Annotated in this window: 20 protein-coding genes; 6 read left to right on the plus strand and 14 right to left on the minus strand. The window is 61.5% G+C overall.

Annotation, left to right across the window (positions count from 1 at the left end):
• Positions 1-30: 30 nt before the first annotated feature.
• On the minus strand, positions 31-2,076 hold the full coding sequence (gene tkt / locus QZ994_RS01380; RefSeq protein WP_290867241.1) for a transketolase: 2,046 nt from the start codon (positions 2,074-2,076) through the stop codon (positions 31-33).
• 253 nt (positions 2,077-2,329) lie between these two features.
• Here tkt and QZ994_RS01385 point away from each other — a divergent pair, with 253 nt between their 5' ends.
• The 3 genes from QZ994_RS01385 to QZ994_RS01395 are packed head-to-tail and all read left to right on the plus strand — an operon-like array spanning position 2,330 to position 5,571.
• Positions 2,330-3,250 (plus strand): glycosyltransferase, encoded by a 921-nt coding sequence (locus QZ994_RS01385; protein WP_290867243.1) that lies wholly within the window; start codon positions 2,330-2,332, stop codon positions 3,248-3,250.
• A 28-nt stretch (positions 3,251-3,278) separates the two neighbouring features.
• On the plus strand, positions 3,279-4,703 hold the full coding sequence (locus QZ994_RS01390; RefSeq protein ID WP_290867245.1) for an oligosaccharide flippase family protein: 1,425 nt from the start codon (positions 3,279-3,281) through the stop codon (positions 4,701-4,703).
• A complete protein-coding gene (locus QZ994_RS01395; RefSeq protein ID WP_290867246.1) occupies positions 4,696-5,571 on the plus strand; it encodes a glycosyltransferase in 876 nt (291 codons plus the stop codon). The genes QZ994_RS01390 and QZ994_RS01395 overlap by 8 nt, the downstream gene beginning before the upstream one ends.
• 6 nt (positions 5,572-5,577) lie before the next feature.
• Here the strand turns inward: QZ994_RS01395 and QZ994_RS01400 are convergent, their stop codons facing one another.
• From QZ994_RS01400 to recA, 13 genes are all read right to left on the minus strand, one after another.
• Complete coding sequence (locus QZ994_RS01400; protein ID WP_290867248.1) at positions 5,578-6,753, minus strand: hypothetical protein; 1,176 nt, start codon at positions 6,751-6,753, stop codon at positions 5,578-5,580.
• 67 nt (positions 6,754-6,820) lie between these two features.
• Positions 6,821-7,555: a hypothetical protein gene (locus QZ994_RS01405; protein ID WP_290867250.1), complete on the minus strand. Its 735-nt coding sequence runs from the start codon at positions 7,553-7,555 to the stop codon at positions 6,821-6,823.
• A 40-nt stretch (positions 7,556-7,595) separates the two neighbouring features.
• Positions 7,596-8,756, minus strand: a complete 1,161-nt coding sequence (locus QZ994_RS01410; protein ID WP_290867252.1) for a glycosyltransferase family 2 protein — start codon at positions 8,754-8,756, stop codon at positions 7,596-7,598.
• Positions 8,757-8,820: 64 nt separating this feature from the next.
• A complete protein-coding gene (locus QZ994_RS01415) occupies positions 8,821-9,231 on the minus strand; it encodes a pilin (protein WP_290867254.1) in 411 nt (136 codons plus the stop codon).
• Between the two features lie 231 nt (positions 9,232-9,462).
• Positions 9,463-10,305, minus strand: coding sequence for a 3',5'-cyclic-nucleotide phosphodiesterase (locus tag QZ994_RS01420; RefSeq protein ID WP_290867256.1), 843 nt, complete (start codon positions 10,303-10,305; stop codon positions 9,463-9,465).
• Positions 10,306-10,336: 31 nt separating this feature from the next.
• Positions 10,337-11,065 carry an FHA domain-containing protein gene (locus tag QZ994_RS01425; protein ID WP_290867258.1) on the minus strand — a complete coding sequence of 243 codons (729 nt, stop codon included), beginning with the start codon at positions 11,063-11,065 and terminating at the stop codon, positions 10,337-10,339.
• A 33-nt stretch (positions 11,066-11,098) separates the two neighbouring features.
• Positions 11,099-11,902 (minus strand): Stp1/IreP family PP2C-type Ser/Thr phosphatase, encoded by an 804-nt coding sequence (locus tag QZ994_RS01430; protein WP_290867260.1) that lies wholly within the window; start codon positions 11,900-11,902, stop codon positions 11,099-11,101.
• A 94-nt stretch (positions 11,903-11,996) separates the two neighbouring features.
• Positions 11,997-13,541, minus strand: a complete 1,545-nt coding sequence (locus QZ994_RS01435) for a serine/threonine-protein kinase (RefSeq protein WP_290867262.1) — start codon at positions 13,539-13,541, stop codon at positions 11,997-11,999.
• Positions 13,542-13,547: 6 nt separating this feature from the next.
• Positions 13,548-14,243, minus strand: a complete 696-nt coding sequence (locus tag QZ994_RS01440; protein ID WP_290867264.1) for a TerC family protein — start codon at positions 14,241-14,243, stop codon at positions 13,548-13,550.
• A 130-nt stretch (positions 14,244-14,373) separates the two neighbouring features.
• Positions 14,374-15,267, minus strand: coding sequence for a succinate--CoA ligase subunit alpha (sucD, locus tag QZ994_RS01445; RefSeq protein WP_290867266.1), 894 nt, complete (start codon positions 15,265-15,267; stop codon positions 14,374-14,376).
• A gap of 26 nt (positions 15,268-15,293) precedes the next feature.
• Entirely contained in the window at positions 15,294-16,454 is a 1,161-nt protein-coding gene (gene sucC / locus QZ994_RS01450) for an ADP-forming succinate--CoA ligase subunit beta (RefSeq protein ID WP_290867268.1), read from the minus strand.
• A 231-nt stretch (positions 16,455-16,685) separates the two neighbouring features.
• Complete coding sequence (recX, locus tag QZ994_RS01455; protein ID WP_290867284.1) at positions 16,686-17,150, minus strand: recombination regulator RecX; 465 nt, start codon at positions 17,148-17,150, stop codon at positions 16,686-16,688.
• A 67-nt stretch (positions 17,151-17,217) separates the two neighbouring features.
• Positions 17,218-18,279 carry a recombinase RecA gene (gene recA, locus QZ994_RS01460; protein WP_290867270.1) on the minus strand — a complete coding sequence of 354 codons (1,062 nt, stop codon included), beginning with the start codon at positions 18,277-18,279 and terminating at the stop codon, positions 17,218-17,220.
• Positions 18,280-18,490: 211 nt separating this feature from the next.
• Between recA and QZ994_RS01465 the strand changes: the two genes are divergently transcribed.
• The 3 genes from QZ994_RS01465 to metH all read left to right on the plus strand — a co-directional run bounded on the left by QZ994_RS01465 (position 18,491) and on the right by metH (position 22,996).
• A complete protein-coding gene (locus QZ994_RS01465; RefSeq protein WP_290867272.1) occupies positions 18,491-19,660 on the plus strand; it encodes a patatin-like phospholipase family protein in 1,170 nt (389 codons plus the stop codon).
• Between the two features lie 85 nt (positions 19,661-19,745).
• Positions 19,746-19,982 carry a DUF465 domain-containing protein gene (locus QZ994_RS01470; protein WP_290867274.1) on the plus strand — a complete coding sequence of 79 codons (237 nt, stop codon included), beginning with the start codon at positions 19,746-19,748 and terminating at the stop codon, positions 19,980-19,982.
• A 269-nt stretch (positions 19,983-20,251) separates the two neighbouring features.
• On the plus strand, positions 20,252-22,996 hold the full coding sequence (metH, locus tag QZ994_RS01475; protein ID WP_290867286.1) for a methionine synthase: 2,745 nt from the start codon (positions 20,252-20,254) through the stop codon (positions 22,994-22,996).
• The last annotated feature ends 42 nt before the right edge of the window (positions 22,997-23,038 follow it).

Raw genomic sequence — 23,038 nt, forward strand, 5'->3', positions numbered from 1 at the left:
GCGACCGCAGCCCCGCATCCAGGCCGCTTCTTACTTCTTCTTCGACAGCACCTTCAGCACGGTCGCCACGACGTTCTCGGGCGTGAAACCGAAGTGCTTGAACAGCACGCCAGCCGGGGCCGACTCGCCGTAGGTGTCCAGGCCGATGACGGCGTCCACGCCGTACTTCCACCAGCCATCCGTCACACCGGCTTCGATGGCGATGCGCGGCAGCTTGGCCGGCAGCACCGACTTCTTGTACTCCACCGACTGGCGATCGAACACCGTGTTCGACGGCATCGACACCACACGCACCGGCACCTTGCGCTTGGCCAGTTCGGCCTGCGCGTGCAGGGCCAGCTGCACTTCCGAGCCCGTGGCGATGATCACGGCCACCGGCTTCTTCTTCAGGCCCACTTCGGCGGGCTCGGCCAGCACGTAAGCACCCTGGGTGATCACGTCGGCATCGGTCTTGGGCGCGTAGGGCAGGTTCTGGCGCGACAGCAACAGCGCCGAGGGGCGGTTCTTGTTGGCCAGAGCGATGGTCCAGGCCACGGCCGTTTCAGCCGTGTCGGCCGGACGCCAGACGTCCAGACCGGGGATCAGGCGCAGGCTGGCCGCGTGCTCCACCGACTGGTGGGTCGGGCCGTCTTCGCCCAGGCCGATCGAATCGTGCGTGAACACGTGGATCACGCGCTGCTTCATCAGCGCGGCCATGCGGATGGCGTTGCGGCTGTAGTCCGAGAAGGTCAGGAAGGTGCCAGCGTAAGGGATGTAGCCACCGTGCAGGGCCACGCCGTTCATGATCGCGGCCATGCCGAACTCGCGCACACCGTAGTTGATGTGGCGGCCAGGCTTGCCGTCGGTCAGGGCCACGGCGCCTTCGTCGTCCACGCGGAAAGCGGGCGTGCTCTTCGTGTTGGTCAGGTTCGAGCCAGTCAGGTCGGCCGAGCCGCCCAGCATTTCAGGCAGGGCGGCGGTGAAGAACTCCAGCGCGATCTGGCTGGCCTTGCGGCTGGCCACGGTCTCGGTCTTGTCGTGGGCCGAAGCCACGGCCTGCACAGCGATCTCTGCGAAGTTGGCGGGCAACTCACCGGCCATGCGGCGGGTGAACTCCGAAGCCAGTTCGGGGAAGGCGGCCTGGTACGCGGCAAAGCGCTTGTTCCAGTCGGCTTCCAGCACTTCGCCGTCGGCCTTGGCGTTCCAGTCGGCGTAGACCTCTTCGGGAATCACGAAGGCGTCGTGCGACCAGCCAATGGCCTCGCGGGTCAGCTTGATCTCGTCGCCACCCAGGGGCTCGCCGTGGGCCTTGGAGGTGTTGGCGCGGTTGGGCGAACCCTTGCCGATGGCGGTCTTGCAGACGATCAGCGTGGGCTTGTCGGTCGACAGCTTGGCCTTCTCGATGGCGCCGTCCACGGCGTCGACGTCATGGCCGTCCACCGGACCGACCACGTTCCAGCCGTAGGCTTCGAAACGCTTCGGGGTGTCGTCCACGAACCAGGGCGCGACCTGACCGTCGATGGAGATGCCGTTGTCGTCGTACAGGGCGACCAGCTTGTTCAGCTTCCAGGCGCCAGCCAGGGCGGCGGCTTCGTGGCTGATGCCTTCCATCAGACAGCCATCGCCCAGGAAAGCGTAGGTGTGGTGGTTCACGATGGCGTGGCCATCGCGGTTGAACTCGGCTGCCAGCAGCTTCTCGGCCAGGGCAAAACCCACGGCGTTGGTGATGCCCTGCCCCAGCGGACCGGTCGTGGTCTCGACGCCCGGGGTGATGCCCACTTCGGGATGGCCCGGCGTCTTGCTGTGCATCTGGCGGAAGGCCTTCAGGTCGTCGATCGACAGCTCGTAGCCACTCAGGTGCAGCACCGCGTAGATCAGCATCGACGCGTGGCCGTTCGACAGCACGAAGCGGTCACGGTCGGCCCACTGAGGGTTGGCCGGGCTGTGACGCAGATGACGGCTCCACAGCGCCACCGCCATGTCGGCCATGCCCATCGGGGCGCCCGGGTGACCGGAGTTGGCTTGCTGGACGGCGTCCATGGCCAGCGCGCGGACGGCGTTGGCCATGGCGGTGATGTTCTTGGTGGAGTTGGTCATGTGGGAAGGCGGTGTGACGGACAAACTTGGATTTTAGCCCGTGCAGAGCACGCCCGTGACGCGCAAAGAGATGCTGGGGCAAACGGCGAGGTGTCAGCAAGAATGATCCGGCAGATGCTCACACGAGCATCCGATCCTCAAGCAGATACGCACAAGGAAATCGAGGCTTCACACACAGTGCGCACAGATGCCCCATCAAATGACAACATCAAGATAAACGCAACCTGCGTCACAGCACCCCACAATACGCAGCATGCGAAACATCGTTCTATTGTCCGCATTCAACGGGCGCGACCACATCGAAGAGCAATTGACCTCGATCCTGAATCAACTGCCCAGCGACGGATTGCTTTTGATAAGAGATGACGGATCATCCGATGGAACGCCGGAATTGATTGAAACAATCAAAGATGCGCGGATTGTTCTTGTTCGAGGAGCAAACATCGGCTTTTGCCAAAGCTTCTTCGCACTTGTGGACGCAGCACCAGACGAAAACGCTGCGTACTTTTTTGCGGATCAGGACGATATTTGGTTGCCAGACAAGCTTGCTCGCGCCTCACAACACCTCGCCATGTACCAACAGCAGATGTTCCTGTATTGCAGTCGAGCACACCTTGTCGATGAAGCCCTGAGGCCTCTTGGCATGACCCCACTGTTCCAAAAAGCCAAAACGTTGCGACACGCCTTGACCGAGAACATTGCCACAGGCTGCACCGTCGCTTTCAACCAACCGCTTCTGCAAGCACTGAAGCAAACGGAAGCACGTGACTTCATTGCCTTTCACGACTGGTGGGCCTATGTGATGGCGACCACATTTGGCTCCGTACATTTCGACCCTACGCCCACCGTCCTCTACAGGCAACATGCGAAAAACGCGATCGGCATGAAGAGTGGAATAGGCCGCTACATCAGCATCGTGCGCTACCTTCGCCGCAACAATTGGCTCAGAATCATGAACCGTCAGATCTGGGCCTTGCGGCAGAACCATTGGCACCAACTGGCATCCATACATCAGCAAGAAATGTCAGCACTGCAAAGCAGATCTGGGAGAGTTCGGCGAATGGCAATCATCACCTCTGTCAAATCGATGCGAACCGGGGTGCTGAGCGATATTTTATTGCGCGCCCTGACTTTGCTCGATCTCAGACCCACGAAGATTGAACGAGACCGATAACACGGCTTCGCTGCAGAAACGACGAAACATGAGCCTCTCGCGTCACACACTCATCAACTTCGCAGGCGCGGCTGCACCAATTGCATTGACTGTGGCGACGATACCTTTGTACCTGCGGACCATTGGGAGCGACCGCTACGGGGCCTTGGTAGCCATATGGCTAATTATCGGCTATTTCAGCCTTTTTGATTTAGGCCTAGGCAAAAGCATCACTCAAGCGCTGTCGCCAGCAACTCGGCCACAGCCCGAGCGACTGAATATCATCAGGCTAGGCTTAGTTGCCACACTCATCATGGGCTGCATCGGTGCAACCCTCAGCGCACCGGTACTCCGTTGGTACTTCAACCACGGGATAGATGGGACGGATAGCTTGAGGAGCGAGTTACTCGAAGGGTTACCCTGGATGACACTCTGCATCCCCATCTCTGCAATGAGCAGCCTTTGTATCGGCATTCTCGAATCTCGTCGACGATTTGATGTCATCGTGACAGCATCACTGATCGGCTCAGCCCTGTCGCAAATCGCTCCGCTGGCTGTCGCACTCACCATGACAAAGACACTCGATGCACTGGTGCCGTTCGTAGCGATGGGACGAGCACTGACGCTAACAATCATGCTGGCAAAAATCGCAAACGCAGAGAAAAAGCTCGAAGCCCCCCCCTCCCCAGCGAAAGATGCCATTCAGTTCAGGAACCTTTTTCGATTTGGAGGCTGGGTCACATTAAGCAACATCACTACACCAATCTTGGTCAATGCGGACAAATTGATGCTTCCCAGCGCAGCGTCCCTACAGGCTACCGGACGGTACAACATATCCTTTAGCATGGCTTCGATGATCGCGCTGATCCCAAACAGCCTGTCGACCGCGCTGTTTCCCCACCTCACAGCCTGCGTGGACCCGCAAAGCAGCAGGGCCATGACCGCGCGAGCGCTGGGCAGCCTGTCTATCATCGTAACGCCGCTGGTCATCATTGGCATGGGATTCAGCCCACTGGTGCTCCACATTTGGCTCGGAAGCGACTTTGCCGAATCAATACGTGCATGCACCCAATTGCTGATGTTGGCAATGTGGCCTCATGCCCTGGCGTATGTCCCTTACGTGCGCCTGCATGCCAATGGTCAACCCCGCACCGTCGCTTTGATTCATGTGACACAGGTACTGCCTTACTTGGCAGCCTTGGCGGCAGTCCTGCCTGACTATGGCTTGTCCGGTGCCGCTGCATGTTGGGCAGGAAGGTCATTCGTCGATGCTCTCATGCTGTTTGCTGCAGCCAAGGCACTGGTCTTGCCCACAAAGCTATTGATGTGGGATGCCCTATGGGTATCCTCTTTCTTTCTGCTGACAGCAGGAAATCCAGACATGTTGGTCGCGGCAACCACCAGCGCGATGACCGCCATCGCATACTTGGCGACCAAATGGCGCACGATCCGGACATACATGCGAAATGATTGACCCCCCCAACTTCAGCATCATCATCCCTTGCCACAACGATCTTACTCGGGTGGGAGATGCCATCGATTCATGCCTGAACCAATCTGGCGAGCATACGACTGAGGTCATTGTGGTCGACGATGGATCGACAGATGGGACCCAGGAATGGCTAAAAGACCAATACGGGAACCACAAGATCGTCCGTTTGATTTTCACACCAAACCGTGGGCCGGCACACGCAAGAAACACCGGACTCGGAATCAGCAACGGGCAATATATTGTCTTTCTCGATTCGGACGATTTTTTGGGCCAAACTCAAATACAGTCATTCTCCGACACAATCACCAGAAATGGCAAATTGCCGAACAAATGCTCAATCGCCATCTCCCCATTCGTGTACATCACCGAACACCAAGACCAGCTATCTTACCGATTGATGCGCCATTTCGAACCGCCACGACTGACAGCCAACCACGCGACTCTCAACAAAGGAATTCTGCTAACAGGCAATTGCTTCCCTATCAGCTCATGCGCCATATCAAGGCACTTGATCAATCGATGCGGAGCTTTTGATGAAACCCTTCGCTGGCATGAGGACTGGGACTTCTGGATCAGGGCAGTCGCAGCAGCCGACACCGTAGCCTACACCGCGGTCAGCGCGGAAACCGCAACAAAGATCAGATGCAGAGAAGGCCTCATGTCAAATCGCGAACGCATGCTTGAATCAAAGCGGGAGGTGCTGTTTCGACACACTGAATCGATGCCATGGCGACTATTGCGCTTCCGTGGCGCCTGGCTGTGCGCACAAGCTTGGCGCCTTATCATATCCAAGGCTCAAGTATGGCAGAAGGGAGCGATCAATCTGACGCCACGCCCACACACCCCATGAAAATAGCTAGTCAAGCCAAGACCACGGCGAACCGCGCCCATTCAATTTTAGCGAACACCCAGCCTGCTTCATTTTTTTCAACTCGTAATCGCGACCAATTCTCTGCGGATTTAGGGCGCGCTGGTATTTGACATACAAAGTTTGGCTCCCCCTCTCGAAGATCACTACAGAATCAGATACGGCATAGATTCGTGCAAGCCCAGCTGAATGAGGCCTGAGCCCGACCTGCCCTGGCGGAAAAAGCCTCGGGCAAGCAGCCTCAAGATCTGCGAACATCTTCGTCACCGACTCGGCCTCAGCCGTCTCGGGGAGGGCAGAACCCAAAACCCCATCGTAATTCACGGCGCAAACCCAAAAACCAGCCTTCTGCATTAATGCCTCAGACTCCCCCGCCGCTTTTGTTGAGGAAAGCAAAGTCATCCGAGCCATGGTTTCAGACCGAAGGAACTCGCATTCTTCAAGCCCCCGAAGACTCAAGCCGTAATATCTCAGAGCCACATTCAACTCCTTCGCAGCTCTCCCCGACGGCCGCCCCAACGCATCAGACTCGCTGGGCTGCGTGCGTTGAATCAAATAAATATTTCGGGCCTTCTTGAAAATCTCATCCGCCCTCCCAAAACGCGACGAAGCCTGACGCAAATCAGACCCCTCAAAAACTGATGTATTAATCCAGCGCACTCCAGAAGGAAACAATGGCGCCATGGCCGCAAAGCTTTGCGGCTGCAAAGTCACCATCACCGCACCGTCATACCTACGCAAGTCACCCCCTTCGATTCGAAAGTATGAGTGATCACGCCACTCAACCCACTCATAGGAGTCGAATCGCCTCCAGGGACTATTCTGAGAAACCGCTAGGAACTGCAAGCCAAAAGCAAGAAAAAGAAAAAGAAACTTCCAATCAAAGCGAACGGGCAGATGGTAGATTGCCGCAACCAGCAAAACACCCACAAGGACCATGCCGGACATGAAGTAACGACCATTCCCGGTCGTCACGAGCCAAGCGCAAAAACTCAGCAGGAAAAACACAACCAGACCCGAGCACGCATTCCGCACAGCCGCACGCCGCCGCCCATGCCACCCGACCCAAAACACGGCCCCGACACTCAACAAAAACATCAACATGGCGAACCTGAAATCAGGCGCCAGCAACTCAACATATACCCAAGCACTCGACGCCATCATGGAGACCGGCCTGAGCACCCCCTCCAAAAAAGAATCTGGTTGAAATCTAATCATATCCGACTCAATTTCACCCACCCCAAAATGGGAACAAGGGGGAACCAAACTCCTGAAACAGTCGATAGCCCCAGTAACCATAGGCACCAACAAAGCCAATTAGCATCAATACATAACAGGCAATGCTGCAACGAACACGCTCACGCAGCGGCGAGTCGTTTGCCGCCATGAGAAACAGAACAGGCAAGAAGATAGCCGAATAAGCATTGCTCAACTTAAACGCCACCGATACACCTGCCCAAAACCCGGCGTATCCCGCTGAACGTAAGCTCGTTCGACGCGCCCCATCCAAAAATTTGGAGCAAGCGGGCAGCGCGATCGCCAACGCGAACAGCAACGGTGCTGCAGCCAGCAAATCGTTTCCCGGCACTTCGAAGGATTTGAGCACCAGAATGCTCATGAAAGACATGAGAACTCCCGACACGCGAAACACGGTCTGGCGCCAGCCTGCCCCTGGGATTAAAGTGCGGGCTATCAACCACACAGGCGGAATCACAACAAGGTGCAACAGCGCCAAAACCACGCCGGCAACACGCCCCGAAACACCTAGTGCCGTCAAGGCATAAAGCGGCCAATAAAGATAGGGGTATTGATAGGACTGCAATGAAGCTGCCATGTAGTCCTCATCAAAGCGCGACGCTTGCGCTTGCCAGCCCAAGTAAACCTGATGATTAAGTGAGTCCCAACTCATCCCGAGTCGCCCAAGGAACACAGGGACGGACACAAACACCCCGCCCACAACAAGCATCAGAAACACCAACTCCCAGCCCCCAGAGAAGCCCCCCCTCTTATCCATGATGCTTTGAACTCTGCCAAGCCAAACGAATTGCTCCGGCAAGTAAAACGCTTGCGCACGCCTGAAAACCCAAAAGCATCAGGGTCAAAGCAGGAATCGTCGACCGCATTACAACCTCTGGATCCAACATGGAATAACCATTTTGTGCCCAAGCCTGGTAAACACTCAAAGTCCACCACACGCCACCCACCAACATCGAAGCACCCGCGATCAGGTTCGCTTCGATGCTCAGCTTGGACCTGATTTTCTTTAGCGTGCTGGAGTCCGGCAAGACCCCGAAATGAACAGCAATCCACCGAACCAAAACCGAAAACTGAATCAACTGACAACCCAAAACCACCGCACCACAAGCGTACAGCATGCTGTGAATACTTAACCCCACACCATGCATGAAAACGGGGCCACTGAACAGAAGCATTGAAAGCACGCCGCCGGCCAGCACCATGAAAACTCCCGGCCACAGAAAAAGCCACTTCGGCGAAAACAGCAACATAAACAGAAGATGACGCCAACCATCACGCCAAGTGCGTAGATGGGGAGGCCTGTCACGCCCGTCAGGCCGGAGTGTGGTCGGTACCTCGTCAATGATCAGGCCACGCAACGCAGCCTTGGCCACCATTTCAGTCGCGAACTCCATACCAGGACTAACCAGCGTCAGCTTCTGGATGTCCGCACGAGAAAAGCCCCGGAGGCCACAGTGAAAATCACCAATGGGGACACCAAACAGCAATCGACCCAACCAACTCAGCACAGGATTCCCCAAGTAGCGATGCATCAAAGGCATGGCACCAGGAGCAATTCCACCTTTAAATCGATTGCCCATCACGAGTTGAGCCCCGGCAGATAGTTTTGCGACAAAGGGCTCAAGGTGCTCAAAATCGTAGCTGTCATCGGCATCGCCCATGATCACGAAGCTACCTCGCGCCTCAGAGATGCCGGCCATCAAGGCCGCGCCATATCCACGCTGTGTAGCATGAATAACCCGCGCGCCACTGGCCTCAGCCAAAGCGCAAGACCGATCAGTCGATCCATTGTCGCTAATCAGCACCTCACCGATTAGGCCGCTTCTCTCAAGGAACGATCGGGCCTTCTTGACGCAAACACCAACCGTTCGCTCTTCATTCAAGCAAGGCATCAGAATGGTCAACTGCACAGCAATCTCCTTGAGCAGAAAAAAGAAAAGCGGCCAAAGCCGCTTTTCATGCCACCAATCTTAATCAACCGCGGCAAGAGCCTGGCATCAGCTTGACTGGTGTTCCCGTGCATGTCCACTTGGAGATTGCGTTCGTGGAAATGGTCGGGGTCAGCGTGACGGTAACGGCCTCACCCACCTTCGTCGTGTTACCCGTGGCAAGAATGACGCCGGTGGTTGCATTCACCGTCACGGAGTCGACATATTGAGTCGAAGCAAAAGAAGCGGCGCATGTGTCGAGGTTGCTCGCACCGGTGGACTGGACAATCTCAGTGACGCAAGTGCGCATGCCACTGGCCGCCAACACGATTTCAGAGACCTTCGCCTTCTTGGTGTAGTCTTGGTACGCCGGCAACGCCACCGCCGCCAAAATGCCGATGATCGCCACAACGATCATCAGTTCGATCAGGGTAAAACCTTGTTGAACGCGCTTCATGTTCACACTCCTCGAAGCCTGGGCTTCATCTAAGACGCTGGATCGGCAGAGCACCTTGCTCGGCCACCTTGTCTATTAGGCAGCCTCCATGCCAAGCCAAAGGGCTGAACAAAGCGTGTGGTTTGCCGCATTTTCAGCCCGCCACCTGACAGATCCTGTCAGTCTTTGGCTCACACCTCCACCTTAGGTCTAGCCAATGGCGTCACAGGGGCAATGTGGTGACAAATTTCGTCACCCGCTGCGTACGCCGGCGCGCAAACCGTCGTCCCGCACCACCACCCCAAACCTCTGCCCCTCTCGCAGAGGTTCGATCAGGTGCCGGCTGTCGAGCGCCCGGATCTGCGAGATCACGGCGGGCACCTCGCCCGGCTTCGGGTGGGTGATGTAGACATTGACCTCACCGTCCAGCTGGGTCAATTCCGAGGCCAGGCTTTGGGGCGAGAGGTGGCCACTGATGTAGGCCAGGTGCGCCTCTTCGTCACCGAACGCGGTTTCGATCACCAGCTGGGCGATGCGCTGCCCGGCCAGGGCGCGCCACAGCTCAGGATTGGGGCCTGTGTCGCCAGTGAAGACCCACCACCCCTGGGGCGTTTCCACGCTGTAGCCCACAGCCGGCACCGTGTGGGCGGCCGGCAGCACCCGCACACGGCGATCCGCCTGCCCCCCCCTTGCAGGGAACAGCAATTCCTGCCCCACCGCCAACTCGTGGAAAACCAGGATGGGCCGCGTTGCACTGGGCAAGCGGGTGAAATCGGGCCAGATCACGCCGTTGAACACGTGTTGCCGCAAGGCCTGCAAGGTCTCGGGCAGCGCGTGCACGTGGATGGGCCGCAAGCCAGCCAGCCCCTGGGCACCCATGCGCAGCTTCAGCACGCTGTCGGCCATCAGCGGGATGCCGAGGATGTGATCGAGGTGACTGTGCGTGAGCAGCACGTGGTCGATGCGGGCCAGCTCGTCCAGCCGCAACTCGCCCACGCCACTGCCGGCGTCGATCAGGATGTCGTCGTCAAGCAGGAACGCGGTGGTGTGGCAGCGCGCCGCGATCGACCCCGAGCAACCCAGTACGCGGATCATGGCCTGCCGACTGCCTGGCCTGTGCGGGCACTCAGGCCTGCACGAACTGCATTTGCGTGCCGGCCAGCTCGATCACGTCGCCGCTCTTGAGGTGCACCGGTTCTCCGACGACGGGGCTGCCGTTCACGGTCGGGCGAGCCGCACCTTCCACGTGTGCAAACACATACCCGCCAGGGCGCTTGGTGATGGAAGCCACCTGCACGCCCGGCTTGCCCACGGTGGTGACCACCTTGGTCAGGGCCACCTCGCGTCCGGCTGCCGCGCCATTGAGCACCTTGATCGAAGCAGGAGACTGAGGGCCAAGGCCACCAAAACCCGTACCCAGACCACCCCCCAGGGTGTGCCCAAATCCTGCAGAGGCCGAAGGCGTCACAGGCGCACCCAGTGCACCCGGCCCGGTGTGATGCGCGGTAGCTGCGGCGGGCAAAGGCGTGCCCGGGCGCAGGATCATGGTCTTTTCGTAATCCTGGCCATCTTCGACCAGGTACTTGATCTTGTATTTGCCGATTTCGACCGTGTCGTTGTGCTGCAGCAGCTGTTTCTTGACTGCCTTGCCGTTGATGTAGGTGCCGTTGGTGCTGTTGAGGTCTTCGATGAAGACATCGGTGCCTACCAGTTGCAGCACCGCGTGCTCACCGCTCACAGCCAGGTTGTCGATGACGATGTCGTTGTAGGGACGGCGGCCAAGGGAGGTCTTGTCTTTCGTGACCTGCACTTCCTTGATGACCACGCCATCGAGCGAGACAACCAGTTTTCCCATTCGGAACCTCTCGGGTATTGATCTTATTGGCGGTCAGCTGGCGCCGCCCAAGCGTTTGAAAGGCCACCAGGAACGCGTGGCTGCGGGCTCGACCCCACCCTGCGCACGGACCAGTACCACCGCAATGTTATCCCGACCGCCGGCATCGTTGGCGGCAGACACGAGCGCCGCCCCCATGCTGGCGAGGTCGCTGTGCGCCGCCATGACCTCGGCAATCTGAGGATCGCGCAGCATGTCGGACAGCCCATCGGAGCACATCATGATGACGTCACCCGCCTGCAACTCGTGCTGGTGGGTTTCGAGCAAGACCAGGTCCTCCACCCCCAGGGCGCGGGTGACCAGGTTTTTGTTGGCAGCGTACTGAGCCTGTTCAGGCGTCAGGATGCCAGCATCAATTTGTTCCTGCAGTAACGAATGGTCTTTCGTGATCTGCTGCAACACCCCGTCTCGCCAGCGGTAGGCGCGGGAATCGCCAATGTGCCCCATGAGCAGTCGCCCATGGCGGAACACGCCCAGAACCAGGGTCGTGCCCATCCCGGCGTAGGTCGGGTTGGAGTTGGCGGCGCTGAAAATGGCGCGGTTGGCGTTGTCGACGCAGATGTCCATGGCGCGTCGGACGTCGTTGTCGCTGGCGTTCTCGGCGGCCTCTCGCAACCAGCGGCCCAATTCGGCCTTGATGAAGTCGCAGGCCATGCCACTGGCGACCTCGCCGGCGGCGTAACCACCCATGCCATCGGCCAGCACGGCCACGGCACAGCTTTCATCCAGGGCGATGGAATCTTCGTTGTTGGTGCGAACCCGCCCGGTATCGGTCTGACTGTAGAACTCAAAGTCCATGGGCAGATTGTCGCCTCGTTTTCAGGTTTGAACAGGGAGCCTGTCTGGCGAACTGGGGTGCCGCACCCACCCTTTTGCAAGGGCTGGCACGCACTCAACCCAATTCGAGGTCCAGGTGCTGCAAGGCCAGGGCCACGGCGCGCAGGTCTTCTGCCAGATCGTGGCCGTTGGCGTAACGCGTGGTCGGGTGCTTTTCCAGGGCCAGCGCCACGATGTCGCCCAGGGCCACAGGCAGATCCGCCCGGATGCTGCACACATTGGGCACAGGCTCCTGACCGATGGCCCGCATCAAGGTGGCCATGGAATCGTTGCGGTAAGGCAGGTGACCGGTGAGCAGCTGAAAGAGGCTGACGCCAAGGGAGTAGAGGTCGCTGCGCCCGTCGATCGCTTGACCCGAGAGTTGCTCGGGCGACATGAAGGTGGGGGTGCCGAGCACCACGCCCGTGCGGGTTCGGGTGGCATCGGCCACGCGGGCCACGCCAAAGTCCATGACCTTGACCCCACCTCGCACCAGGTCCACCATGATGTTGGCCGGTTTGACGTCGCGGTGCGTGACACCACGCGTGTGGGCGTAGGCCAAGGCATCGGCCACGCGGGCCATGATGGGCAGCAACTGGTGCACAGGCAGCAGGCGAGCGGGGTGCGCGTGGTGGCTCAGGTCCACGCCCTCGATCAACTCCATCGCGATGTAGGCCAGGCCATCCTGCTCACCGGCGTCGATGATGCTGACGATGTCGGGATGGTGCAGGCGCCCGGCCATCTCGGCCTCCCGCAGGAAGCGGGCGCGGGCATCGGCCAGTTCCTCGCCCTGAAACTCCGAGGCCAGGGCCATGGTCTTGAGGGCCACGTGGCGGTCCGTGGCCGGGTCATAACCCAGGTAGACCGCGCCCATGGCGCCCTTGCCAATCTGCTTTTCCAACAGGTATTTGCCCAGCTCGCGCTGGTTGACCTTGGGCATGGGCCTCGGTGGCACCGTGCCCCAGGTGTTGGCCGTGGCCGATTGGGCGAGGCCGCGCGCGCGCATCAGGCGGATCTTGACCTGACGCCACTGCGGGTCGATGTCGGCCATGTGCTCGTAGACATCGCGGGCGCAGTCGTAACGGCTGTCGCGCTCGAAGGCCAGGGCAATGCGCTCGAAGGTCTCCAGCGCCGCCTCGCGGTGACCTGCCTCCGGGAAGAAGCCGCGCAGGGTCTCCCAGGCCTGGTCGATGGGCCCCTCGCCCAGAACCTGCAAGGCGCGCTGGATCCGAGCCAGGCTTTGCGGATCGGCGCCAGGCCAGATATGCCCGGACTGCATGTCGGCCAGTGGCTGCGGCAGGGTGCTCGGCGCAAAGTCATCGTCAAACTGGGACGAAACCCGGAAGCCGGAAGATGCGCCACGCCCCAGGTTGTCGGGCACGTCGAGGTAGGACAGGACCGTCTCCGGCCCTTCGTCGACCTCAAAGCCATGAGAGGATCGCTCGCGGCGGCGGCGCCCCTCACCAGGCTGGGTATCGGGCGCATCGGTGGACGACGCCCATACCGCCCCTGACGCCACAGCCCCCCGCCGGAAGGGCCGGTTCCGCAGCAACCACAGCAGCAGGCCACCGGCAACCAACAACAACAGGGCGATGACCAACAGCGTCAGGATCAGGGACATGGGAATTCAAGTCTCGGCGGCCGCCCGCTTTGCCAGCATCGTACCCATGGCCAGCACAAACAAGGCGCCCAGCCCCCCCGCAATGAGGTGGACCTTGTCGCTTTCCGGCACATAGGCCTGGATGGCAGGGTCCCCCACGGCGAGCGAGCCAGCGATCCAGCCCAGCAACATGCCACCCGCTGTGATGATGATCGGGAACCGGTCCATCAGTTTGAGCACCAGGGTGCTGCCCCACACGATGATGGGGATGCTGACCAGCAGGCCGAAGATCACCAGTGGCATCTCGTGGCCCGGGTGCCCCGAGCCCTGGGCCGCACCAGCAATGCCGATGACGTTGTCCACGCTCATGACGAAGTCGGCCACGATGATGGTCTTGATGGCGCCCAGCAGGCGATCACTGGCCTGAACGTCGTGCTCTTCGTCTTCCGGCACCAGCAGCTTGATGCCGATCCAGATCAGCAGCACTGCCCCCACCAGCTTGAGGAAGGGCAGTTTCAGCAGCGACATCGCGAAGAAAATCAGGATGACGCGCAGGACGATGGCGCCAACCGTGCCCCAGATGATGCCCTTGTTGCGCAATGCAGGGGGCAGGTTGCGGCAGGCGAGTGCGATGACCACGGCGTTGTCGCCGCCCAGGAGGATGTCGATCATCACGATCTGGCCCACTGCGAGCCAGAATTCGGGGGTCAGGAAGGCTTCCATCTTGTCTCTTCAATGAAAACAGCCCCTGAGGCAGGGGCTGGGTGGGTGAGAGGGCCTCACCAGGGGGCGGGCAGTTCGACCGCACAACCAAACCAGGGCTGGCATCGCCCTCCCTGGTTGATCACGAGGATCAGAGCAGGCCCTTGAGCAGGCGGCCCATTTCCGACGGGTTGCGGGTGATGGTGAAGCCGCACTCTTCCATGATGGCGAGCTTGGCATCGGCCGTGTCGGCGCCACCGGAGATCAGCGCGCCGGCGTGGCCCATGCGCTTGCCCGGAGGGGCGGTCACACCAGCGATGAAGCCGACGACCGGCTTCTTCATGTTGGCCTTGCACCAGAGGGCGGCTTCGGCTTCGTCCGGACCACCGATTTCACCGATCATGATGACGGCGTCGGTGTCGGGGTCGTCGTTGAAGGCCTTCATGACGTCGATGTGCTTCAGGCCGTTGATGGGGTCACCACCAATGCCCACGGCGCTCGATTGACCCAGACCGATTTCGGTCAACTGGGCAACGGCTTCGTACGTCAGGGTGCCCGAGCGGGACACCACACCGATGCGACCCTTGCGGTGGATGTGACCGGGCATGATGCCGATCTTGATCTCTTCCGGGGTGATCAGACCAGGGCAGTTGGGGCCCAGCAGCAGGGTCTTCTTGCCACCGGCGGCTTCCTTGGCCTTCATGCGGTTGCGCACTTCCAGCATGTCCTTGACAGGGATGCCTTCGGTGATGGCGATCACCAGGTCCAGATCGGCCTCAACGGCTTCCCAGATGGCGGCGGCAGCGCCGGCGGGCGGCACGTAGATGACCGACACGGTGGCGCCGGTCTGGCCAGCAGCTTCCTTGACGGAGGCGTAGATGGGGATGTCCGAGAACTTCTCGCCCGCCTTCTTCGGGTTCACGCCTGCGACGAAAGCGTTTTTGCCGTTGGCGTAGGCCTGGCAGCCCAGGGTATGGAATTGACCGGTCTTGCCCGTGATGCCTTGGGTGATGACCTTGGTGTCTTTGTTGATGAAAATGCTCATGGCGAAGTCTTTCTGGTCAAGTTCGTTCAGGCAACGGCGGCGACGATCTTGGTCGCGGCTTCGGCCATGGAATCGGCGGCGATGATGGGCAGACCGGAGTCGGCCAGCATCTTCTTGCCCAGTTCTTCGTTGGTGCCCTTCATGCGGACCACCAGCGGCACGGTCAGGTTCACGGCCTTGCAGGCGGTGATGACGCCGTCGGCGATGGTGTCGCACTTCATGATGCCGCCGAAGATGTTGACCAGGATGCCCTTGACTTCAGGGTTCTTGAGCATGATCTTGAAGGCTTCGGTGACCTTCTCGGCCGTGGCGCCACCGCCGACGTCCAGGAAGTTGGCCGGCTCGCCGCCGAACAGCTTGATGGTGTCCATGGTGGCCATGGCCAGACCGGCGCCGTTCACCAGGCAGCCGATGTTGCCGTCGAGCTGGATGTAGGCCAGATCGAACTTCGAGGCCTCGACTTCGGCCGGATCTTCTTCGTCCAGGTCGCGGTAGGCCACGATCTCGGGGTGACGGAACAGGGCGTTGGAGTCGAAGTTGAACTTGGCGTCCAGGGCAATCAGGTTGCCCTTGGAGTCACGGTTCAGGGGGTTGATTTCAACCAGGGCGGCATCCGTCTCCATGTAGCACTGGTAGAGCTTCTTGAAGATGTCGATGGCTTGCGCGGTGGAATCGGCAGGCAGGCCGATGCCGTCTGCGATTTCCTTGGCTTGGGCGTCGGTCAGACCCAGGATCGGGTCGGCGAAGACCTTGATGATCTTTTCGGGGGTGGCGTGGGCCACTTCCTCGATGTCCATGCCGCCTTCGCTCGAAGCGATGAAGGCCACCTTCTGCGTGGCGCGATCGGTCACGGCAGAGACGTAGTATTCCTTCTGGATGTCGGCGCCGTCTTCGATGTAGAGGCGGTTGACCTTCTGGCCTTCAGGACCGGTCTGGTGGGTCTTGAGCTGCATGCCCAGGATCTCGCCAGCCAGACGGCGCACGTCGTCGATGGACTTGGCCACCTTCACGCCACCGCCCTTGCCGCGGCCACCCGCGTGAATCTGGGCCTTCACCACCCAGACTGGGCCGCCCAGCTTCTCGGCTGCCGCAACAGCCTCCTCAACGGAAAATGCCGGAATGCCTCTTGGGACCGGCACGCCAAAGCGGCTCAGGATCTCTTTGCCTTGGTACTCATGGATCTTCATGGGTGTCTCGCAGTCTGGTGTTGCGTTCTTGTCGAACATGACAAAGCCGCACTCGGCCGATCAGGCTGGTGCGGCGCCACGCTGTCAAGGGGATGTCTTGTTGCGTTGCAGCGCGCAAGGATAGCACCGTCGGCCTCCTCGACGGGTGTTCCACCCTGCCACGGAGAGGCCAAAGCTCGGGATTGATCAAGGGTTTACCCTTGATTTACTCACCAAAGCGCGGCGTTGCAATCAAGCTTCGTCGCCCTCCGCATCGCTCAGGCCCTCGCCCTTCACGACGCGGCGCACCACATCGCCGGCGAAGCCACGGCCAGCCAGGAAGCGCATTTGCTTGGCGCGTTCGGCCAGGTCTTGCGGAGGGCTGCCAAAACGGCGCAGCCACAGCGCGTGGGCGCGCTCGAACTCGGTGGCCTTGAGGGACTGGATCGCCTCACGGGCGATGTCGGGCGGCAGTTGGTGCTGGGCCAGTTCGGCCTGCACGCGGGCCGCACCGTGACGGGCTGCCTTGCGGTGCAGCACCGAATCGGCAAAGCGCTGGGCGGAGAGCAGGCCTTTGGCCTCGAGTTCGTCAAGCACCCGCTCAAGCTGCTCGGGCGACTCGGCATGGGGGGCGAGTTTGCGCACCAACTCGACCCGCGAGTGCTCTCGGGCAGCCAGGTACTTCAGCGCCCGGCCCTTGAGCGAGAGGCCGGGCATGCCCCGGCGCCTGCCCTGGGCCGCCGCCTCGCCAGCGACCAAGCCCTCCACCGGCTTCATGCCGGCGTCACTCGTCGGCCGCAGCCGGGGCCGACTTCACGGCCGGCGGCAGCAGGGCCACGTCGAGCGACTGGCGGATCTTGTTTTCGATCTCGCGGGCCAAGTCCGGGTTCTCGCGCAGGAATTCGCGGGCGTTGTCTTTGCCCTGACCGATCTTCTCGCCGTTGTAGGCATACCAGGAGCCGGACTTCTCTACGACCTTGGCGGTGACGCCCAGGTCGATGACCTCGCCTTCGCGGCTGATGCCTTCCCCGTAGAGGATGTCGAACTCGGCGGTCTTGAAGGGGGGCGAGACCTTGTTCTTGACGACCTTGACCTTGGTTTCGTTGCCGATGACGTCGTCGCCCTTCTTGATCGAGCCGATGCGGCGGATGTCGAGGCGGACCGATGCGTAGAACTTCAGGGCGTTGCCGCCGGTGGTGGTTTCGGGCGAACCGAACATCACGCCGATCTTCATGCGGATCTGGTTGATGAAGATGACCATGCAGTTGGTCTTCTTGATCGTGGCGGTCAGTTTGCGGAGGGCCTGGCTCATCAGGCGGGCCTGCAAACCGGGCAGGGCATCGCCCATCTCGCCTTCGAGTTCGGCCTTCGGGGTCAGGGCGGCCACCGAGTCGACGACGATCAGGTCGACCGAACCGGAACGCACCAGGGCATCGACGATTTCCAGGGCCTGCTCGCCGGTGTCGGGCTGGGAGATCAGCAGGTCCTGCAGGTTGACGCCGAGTTTCTGGGCGTATTGGGCGTCGAGGGCGTGCTCGGCGTCGATGAAGGCACAAACGCCGGCCTGCTTCTGCATTTCGGCAATGACCTGGAGGGTCAGCGTGGTCTTGCCCGAGGATTCCGGGCCGTAGATTTCGACCACCCGGCCGCGGGGCAGGCCACCCACGCCCAGGGCGATGTCCAGCCCAAGAGAGCCGGTGGACACGACCTGGATGTCCTCCACCACCTCGCCCTCACCCAGGCGCATGATGGAGCCCTTGCCGAACTGCTTTTCAATCTGGGCCAGCGCCACTTGCAGGGCTTTGGCTTTTTCGGCGCTGAGGGCGGACTTGGCGGTGGCTTCCATGGGTTTCTCCGATGAGGCGGCGACGGGGCGGCGCAGGGCAAACAGGGGGGCAACGAAGGCTCGGCGGATGACGCCGGGCCGTGCAATCTGGTCGCCATTATGGCAAAAGCTGGATGTTTGTACAGTACCCCTTCGCAATAAATTCTCCCCTCTGAAGTGGGTTCCCGCGCTCATTTGCTGCGCCGCAGCAATTCCGCGTAGACTGGGGCGCATGAGCCGACCCACGCCGCGCAAGTCCCCATCCCCTCGCACCACCGGCACCGCCGCCCGCAAGGCCACCAAAGCAGCCCCCCAGCGACAGCGACCTGTCGTCGACCTGGCCTTGCAGGGGGGTGGCTCTCACGGGGCCTTCACCTGGGGCGTGCTCGACCGCCTGCTGGACGACGACGGCCTGGACTTCTCCGGGCTCTCGGGCACCAGCGCCGGGGCGCTCAATGGCGCGGTGCTGCTGAGCGGCTACGTGCAGGGCTTCGAGGGCCACGCCACGGCCGCCTTTGCCGAGCGTGACGCCCTCGCCCGCCGCAGCGCCCAGAAGTCGCTGCACGATTTCTGGCGGGACGTCAGCCAGCACGGCCCCCTGTTTTCGCCACTGAGCATCCAGTCCAACGGCATCTTCAAGAACCAGTTCAACTTCGACCAGTTCCCGGCCTACCAGTGGCTGAATGTGTTCATGCGCTCGTTCAGCCCGTATGAGTTCAACCCGCTCAACCTCAACCCCTTGAAAGACGTGCTGGTGCGCCATGTCGACGTCGAGGCCCTGCACAAAGGCTGCGCCCACTGCGGGATCCCGCTGTTCGTGACGGCCACCTCGGTGCGCACGGGGCAGGCGCGCGTGTTCACCGCCGAAGAGCTCACGGTGGACGCGCTCATGGCCTCGGCCTGTCTGCCCTTTGTCTTTCAGGCCGTGGAGATCGATGGCGAGGGCTACTGGGACGGCGGCTACACCGGCAACCCCGCCATCTACCCCCTGGTCTACAACACCCCGGTCAACGACATCCTGCTGGTGCGCCTGACCCCGCTGCAGCGCGACGACCATCCCACGCGCAGCATTGACATCATCGACCGGCTGAGCGAAATCACCTTCAACGCCAGCCTGATCGCCGAGATGCGCGCCATCAGCTTCGTGAAGCGCCTGCTGAAGGAAGACAAGGTCGACCCGGGACGCTACAAGAACCTGCACCTGCACATGGTGGCCGACGACGAGGGCCTCGCGCCCTTCAATGCCTCGAGCAAGTTCAACACCGACTGGGCCTTCCTGCAGGAGTTGCACCGCCTGGGCCACAAGGCCGCCGACGCCTGGCTGGCCGCGCACCGCGATGACATCGGGACGCGCAGCAGCTTTGACATCGAATCGGTCTTCCTCAAGCAACCGCCCGCTTGATCTCCGACAAGGACGGCCCCGAACCCAAAGGGCACCATGGTCTCAACGATTCCCTCACCCGCTGAGACCACAAAGAGGAGCCCTCATGGTTCAAGACCACCACCCCCTGATCAAGGACTTCCCCGAGTTCAAGGACCGCATCCACGCGCTCAAGACCTCCAGCAGCCACTTTGCCAAGCTGGAACGCGAGTACGAAGAGGTCGACAAGGCCGTGATCCGGCTGGAAACCGGCGTCGAGCATGGCTCCAGCGCCGAACTCGAGCAGAAGAAGCTGCAGCGCGTGAGCCTGAAGGACGAGCTCTACGCCTTGCTGAAGGCCTGATCCCCACCGTTTTCAAGGCATCGCCGGATGCCGCCTGACCGGGCGGTGACGGCGCCTATGGGCTCGGCGTCACAAGCGCCGCGCCCTTTCCCATTGGCCCGATGGGCGGCCCCCGCTTTCCGGGCCCAGTCGGTGGTATTTCCGATGCAGCCGTTTCTCCGCGGGGATTCGTCAGGCCGCGCCTCGTAAAATGGCGGGCTATGACCGACGCTGTCCGCCCCACCTCGACCACCGCCTCTGGCGCCCCTTCGTCCCCTGCCGTGTCGCCGATGCGCCTGTCAGGCCTGGAGCCGGTGCTGATCGACGCGGGCACGCTGTTCGTCAACGTGGGCGAGCGGACCAACGTGACGGGCTCCAAGGCCTTCGCACGCATGATCCTGGAGGGGCGTTTTGAGGACGCGCTCTCGGTGGCCCGCCAGCAGGTGGAGAACGGCGCCCAGGTCATCGACATCAACATGGACGAGGCCATGCTGGACAGCAAGGCCGCCATGGTGCGCTTCCTGAACCTGATCGCCGGCGAGCCCGAAATCGCGCGCGTGCCGATCATGATCGACTCGTCCAAATGGGACGTGATCGAAGCGGGCCTCAAGTGCATCCAGGGCAAGGGCATCGTCAACTCGATCTCGCTGAAGGAAGGCGTCGAGAACTTCGTGCAGCAGGCCAAGCTGGTCAAGCGCTATGGCGCGGCGGCCGTGGTCATGGCCTTTGACGAGCAGGGCCAGGCCGACACCTATGCCCGCAAGATCGAGATCTGCGAACGCGCCTACCGCATCCTCGTGGACCAGGTGGGCTTCCCGCCGGAAGACATCGTCTTCGACCCGAACATCTTCGCCATCGCCACCGGCATCGAGGAGCACGACAACTACGCGGTCGACTTCATCGAAGCCACGCGCTGGATCAAGCAAAACCTGCCGGGCGCCAAGGTCTCGGGCGGCGTGTCGAACGTGTCCTTCAGCTTCCGTGGCAACGAACCGGTGCGCGAGGCCATCCATACCGTTTTCCTGTACCACGCCATCCAGGCGGGCATGGACATGGGCATCGTCAACGCCGGCATGGTGGGCGTGTACGACGACATCCCGGCCGACCTGCGCGAGCTGGTGGAAGACATCGTGCTGAACCGCCAGCCGGTGTTCAAGGAGGGTGAAGACACCTCGCTCACACCCACCGAGCGCCTGCTGGCGATTGCCGAACAGGTCAAGGGCGCCGCCAAGGACGACACGGCCAAGCTGGCCTGGCGTGGCAACGAGGAACACCCTGTCTCGGTCGAAACCCGCCTGAGCCACGCCCTGGTCCACGGCATCACCGACTTCATCACGGCCGACACCGAAGAGGCCTGGCAGAAGATCAAGGCCGATGGGGGCCGCCCGCTGCACGTCATCGAAGGCCCACTGATGGCCGGCATGAACACCGTGGGCGACCTCTTTGGCGCCGGCAAGATGTTCCTGCCGCAGGTGGTCAAGAGCGCCCGCGTGATGAAGCAGGCCGTGGCCCACCTGCTGCCCTACATCGAAGAAGAAAAGCGCCTGCTGATCGAAGGCGGCGGCGATGCGAAGGCCAAGGGCAAGATCGTGATCGCCACCGTGAAGGGCGATGTGCACGACATCGGCAAGAACATCGTGACCGTGGTCCTGCAGTGCAACAACTTCGAAGTGGTCAACATGGGCGTGATGGTCCCGTGCAAGGACATCCTCGACAAAGCCAAGGAAGTGGGCGCCGACATCATCGGCCTGTCCGGCCTGATCACGCCCTCGCTGGAAGAAATGCAGTACGTGGCCGCCGAAATGGAGCGCGACCCTTACTTCCGCGAACGCCAGATCCCGCTGCTGATCGGGGGCGCCACCTGCAGCCGCGTGCACACCGCCGTGAAGATCGCGCCCAACTACAGCGGCCCCGTGGTCTATGTGCCCGATGCCTCGCGCGCCGTGGGCGTGTGCTCGGAGCTGCTGAGCCCCGAGCGCCAGCAGGCCTACATCGCCGAGCTGAACGCCGATTACGAACGCGTGCGCCAGCAGCACGCCAACAAGAAGGCCACCCCCATGGTGTCGCTGGCCGAGGCCCGTGCCAACAAGGCCCAGGTGGACTTCGCGACCTACACGCCCGAGGTGCCGAAGTTCATCGGCCGCCGCGTGTTCAAGAACTACGACCTGGGCGAACTGGCACCCTGCATCGACTGGGCCCCGTTCTTCCAGACCTGGGACCTGGCTGGCCCCTTCCCCGCGATCCTCGATGACGAGGTGGTGGGCGTGGAGGCCCGCAAGGTCTACGCCGACGCCCAGGCCATGCTCAAGAAGATCGTGGAGGGCCGCTGGCTCACGGCCCACGCCGTGATCGGCCTCTACCCGGCCAACACGGTGCAGGACGACACCATCGAGGTCTACCGCGACGAGGGCCGCAGCGAGGTGCTGATGACCTGGAACCCGCTGCGCATGCAGACGGAGCGTCCGGTGGTCGATGGCGTGCGCCGCCCCAACCGCTCGCTGGCCGATTTCATCGCGCCGCGCGAGGCCAAACCCGACTACATCGGCCTGTTCGCGGTGACGGCCGGCCTGAACATCGAGAAGAAGGAAGCCGAGTTCCTGGCCCAGCACGACGACTACTCGGCCATCATGCTCAAGGCCCTGGCCGATCGCCTGGCCGAGGCCTTTGCCGAACGCATGCACCAACGCGTGCGCACCGAGTTCTGGGGCTATGCGCCCGACGAGTCGCTCGACAACGCCGCGCTCATCAAGGAACAGTACCGCGGCATCCGCCCTGCACCGGGCTACCCGGCCTGCCCGGACCACACGGTCAAGCGCGCGATGTTCGAGGTGCTCGACGCCCACGAGGTCCACATGCACCTGACCGAGAGCCTGGCGATGATGCCGGCCGCCAGCGTCAGCGGCTTCTACCTGGCCCACCCTGAGGCGGCCTACTTCAATGTGGGCAAGATCAGCGGCGACCAGCTGGAAGACTGGGCCCTGCGCACCGGCCTGGGCATGGCCGACGCCGAGCGGGCCCTGGCGCCCCTGCTGTGACGGTTCGCACAATGCCCCGCGATTGAGGGGCCTGCCGTTTCG

Origin of the sequence: Aquabacterium sp. (genome assembly GCF_021768455.1) — a bacterium.
GTDB lineage: Bacteria > Pseudomonadota > Gammaproteobacteria > Burkholderiales > Burkholderiaceae_C > Aquabacterium.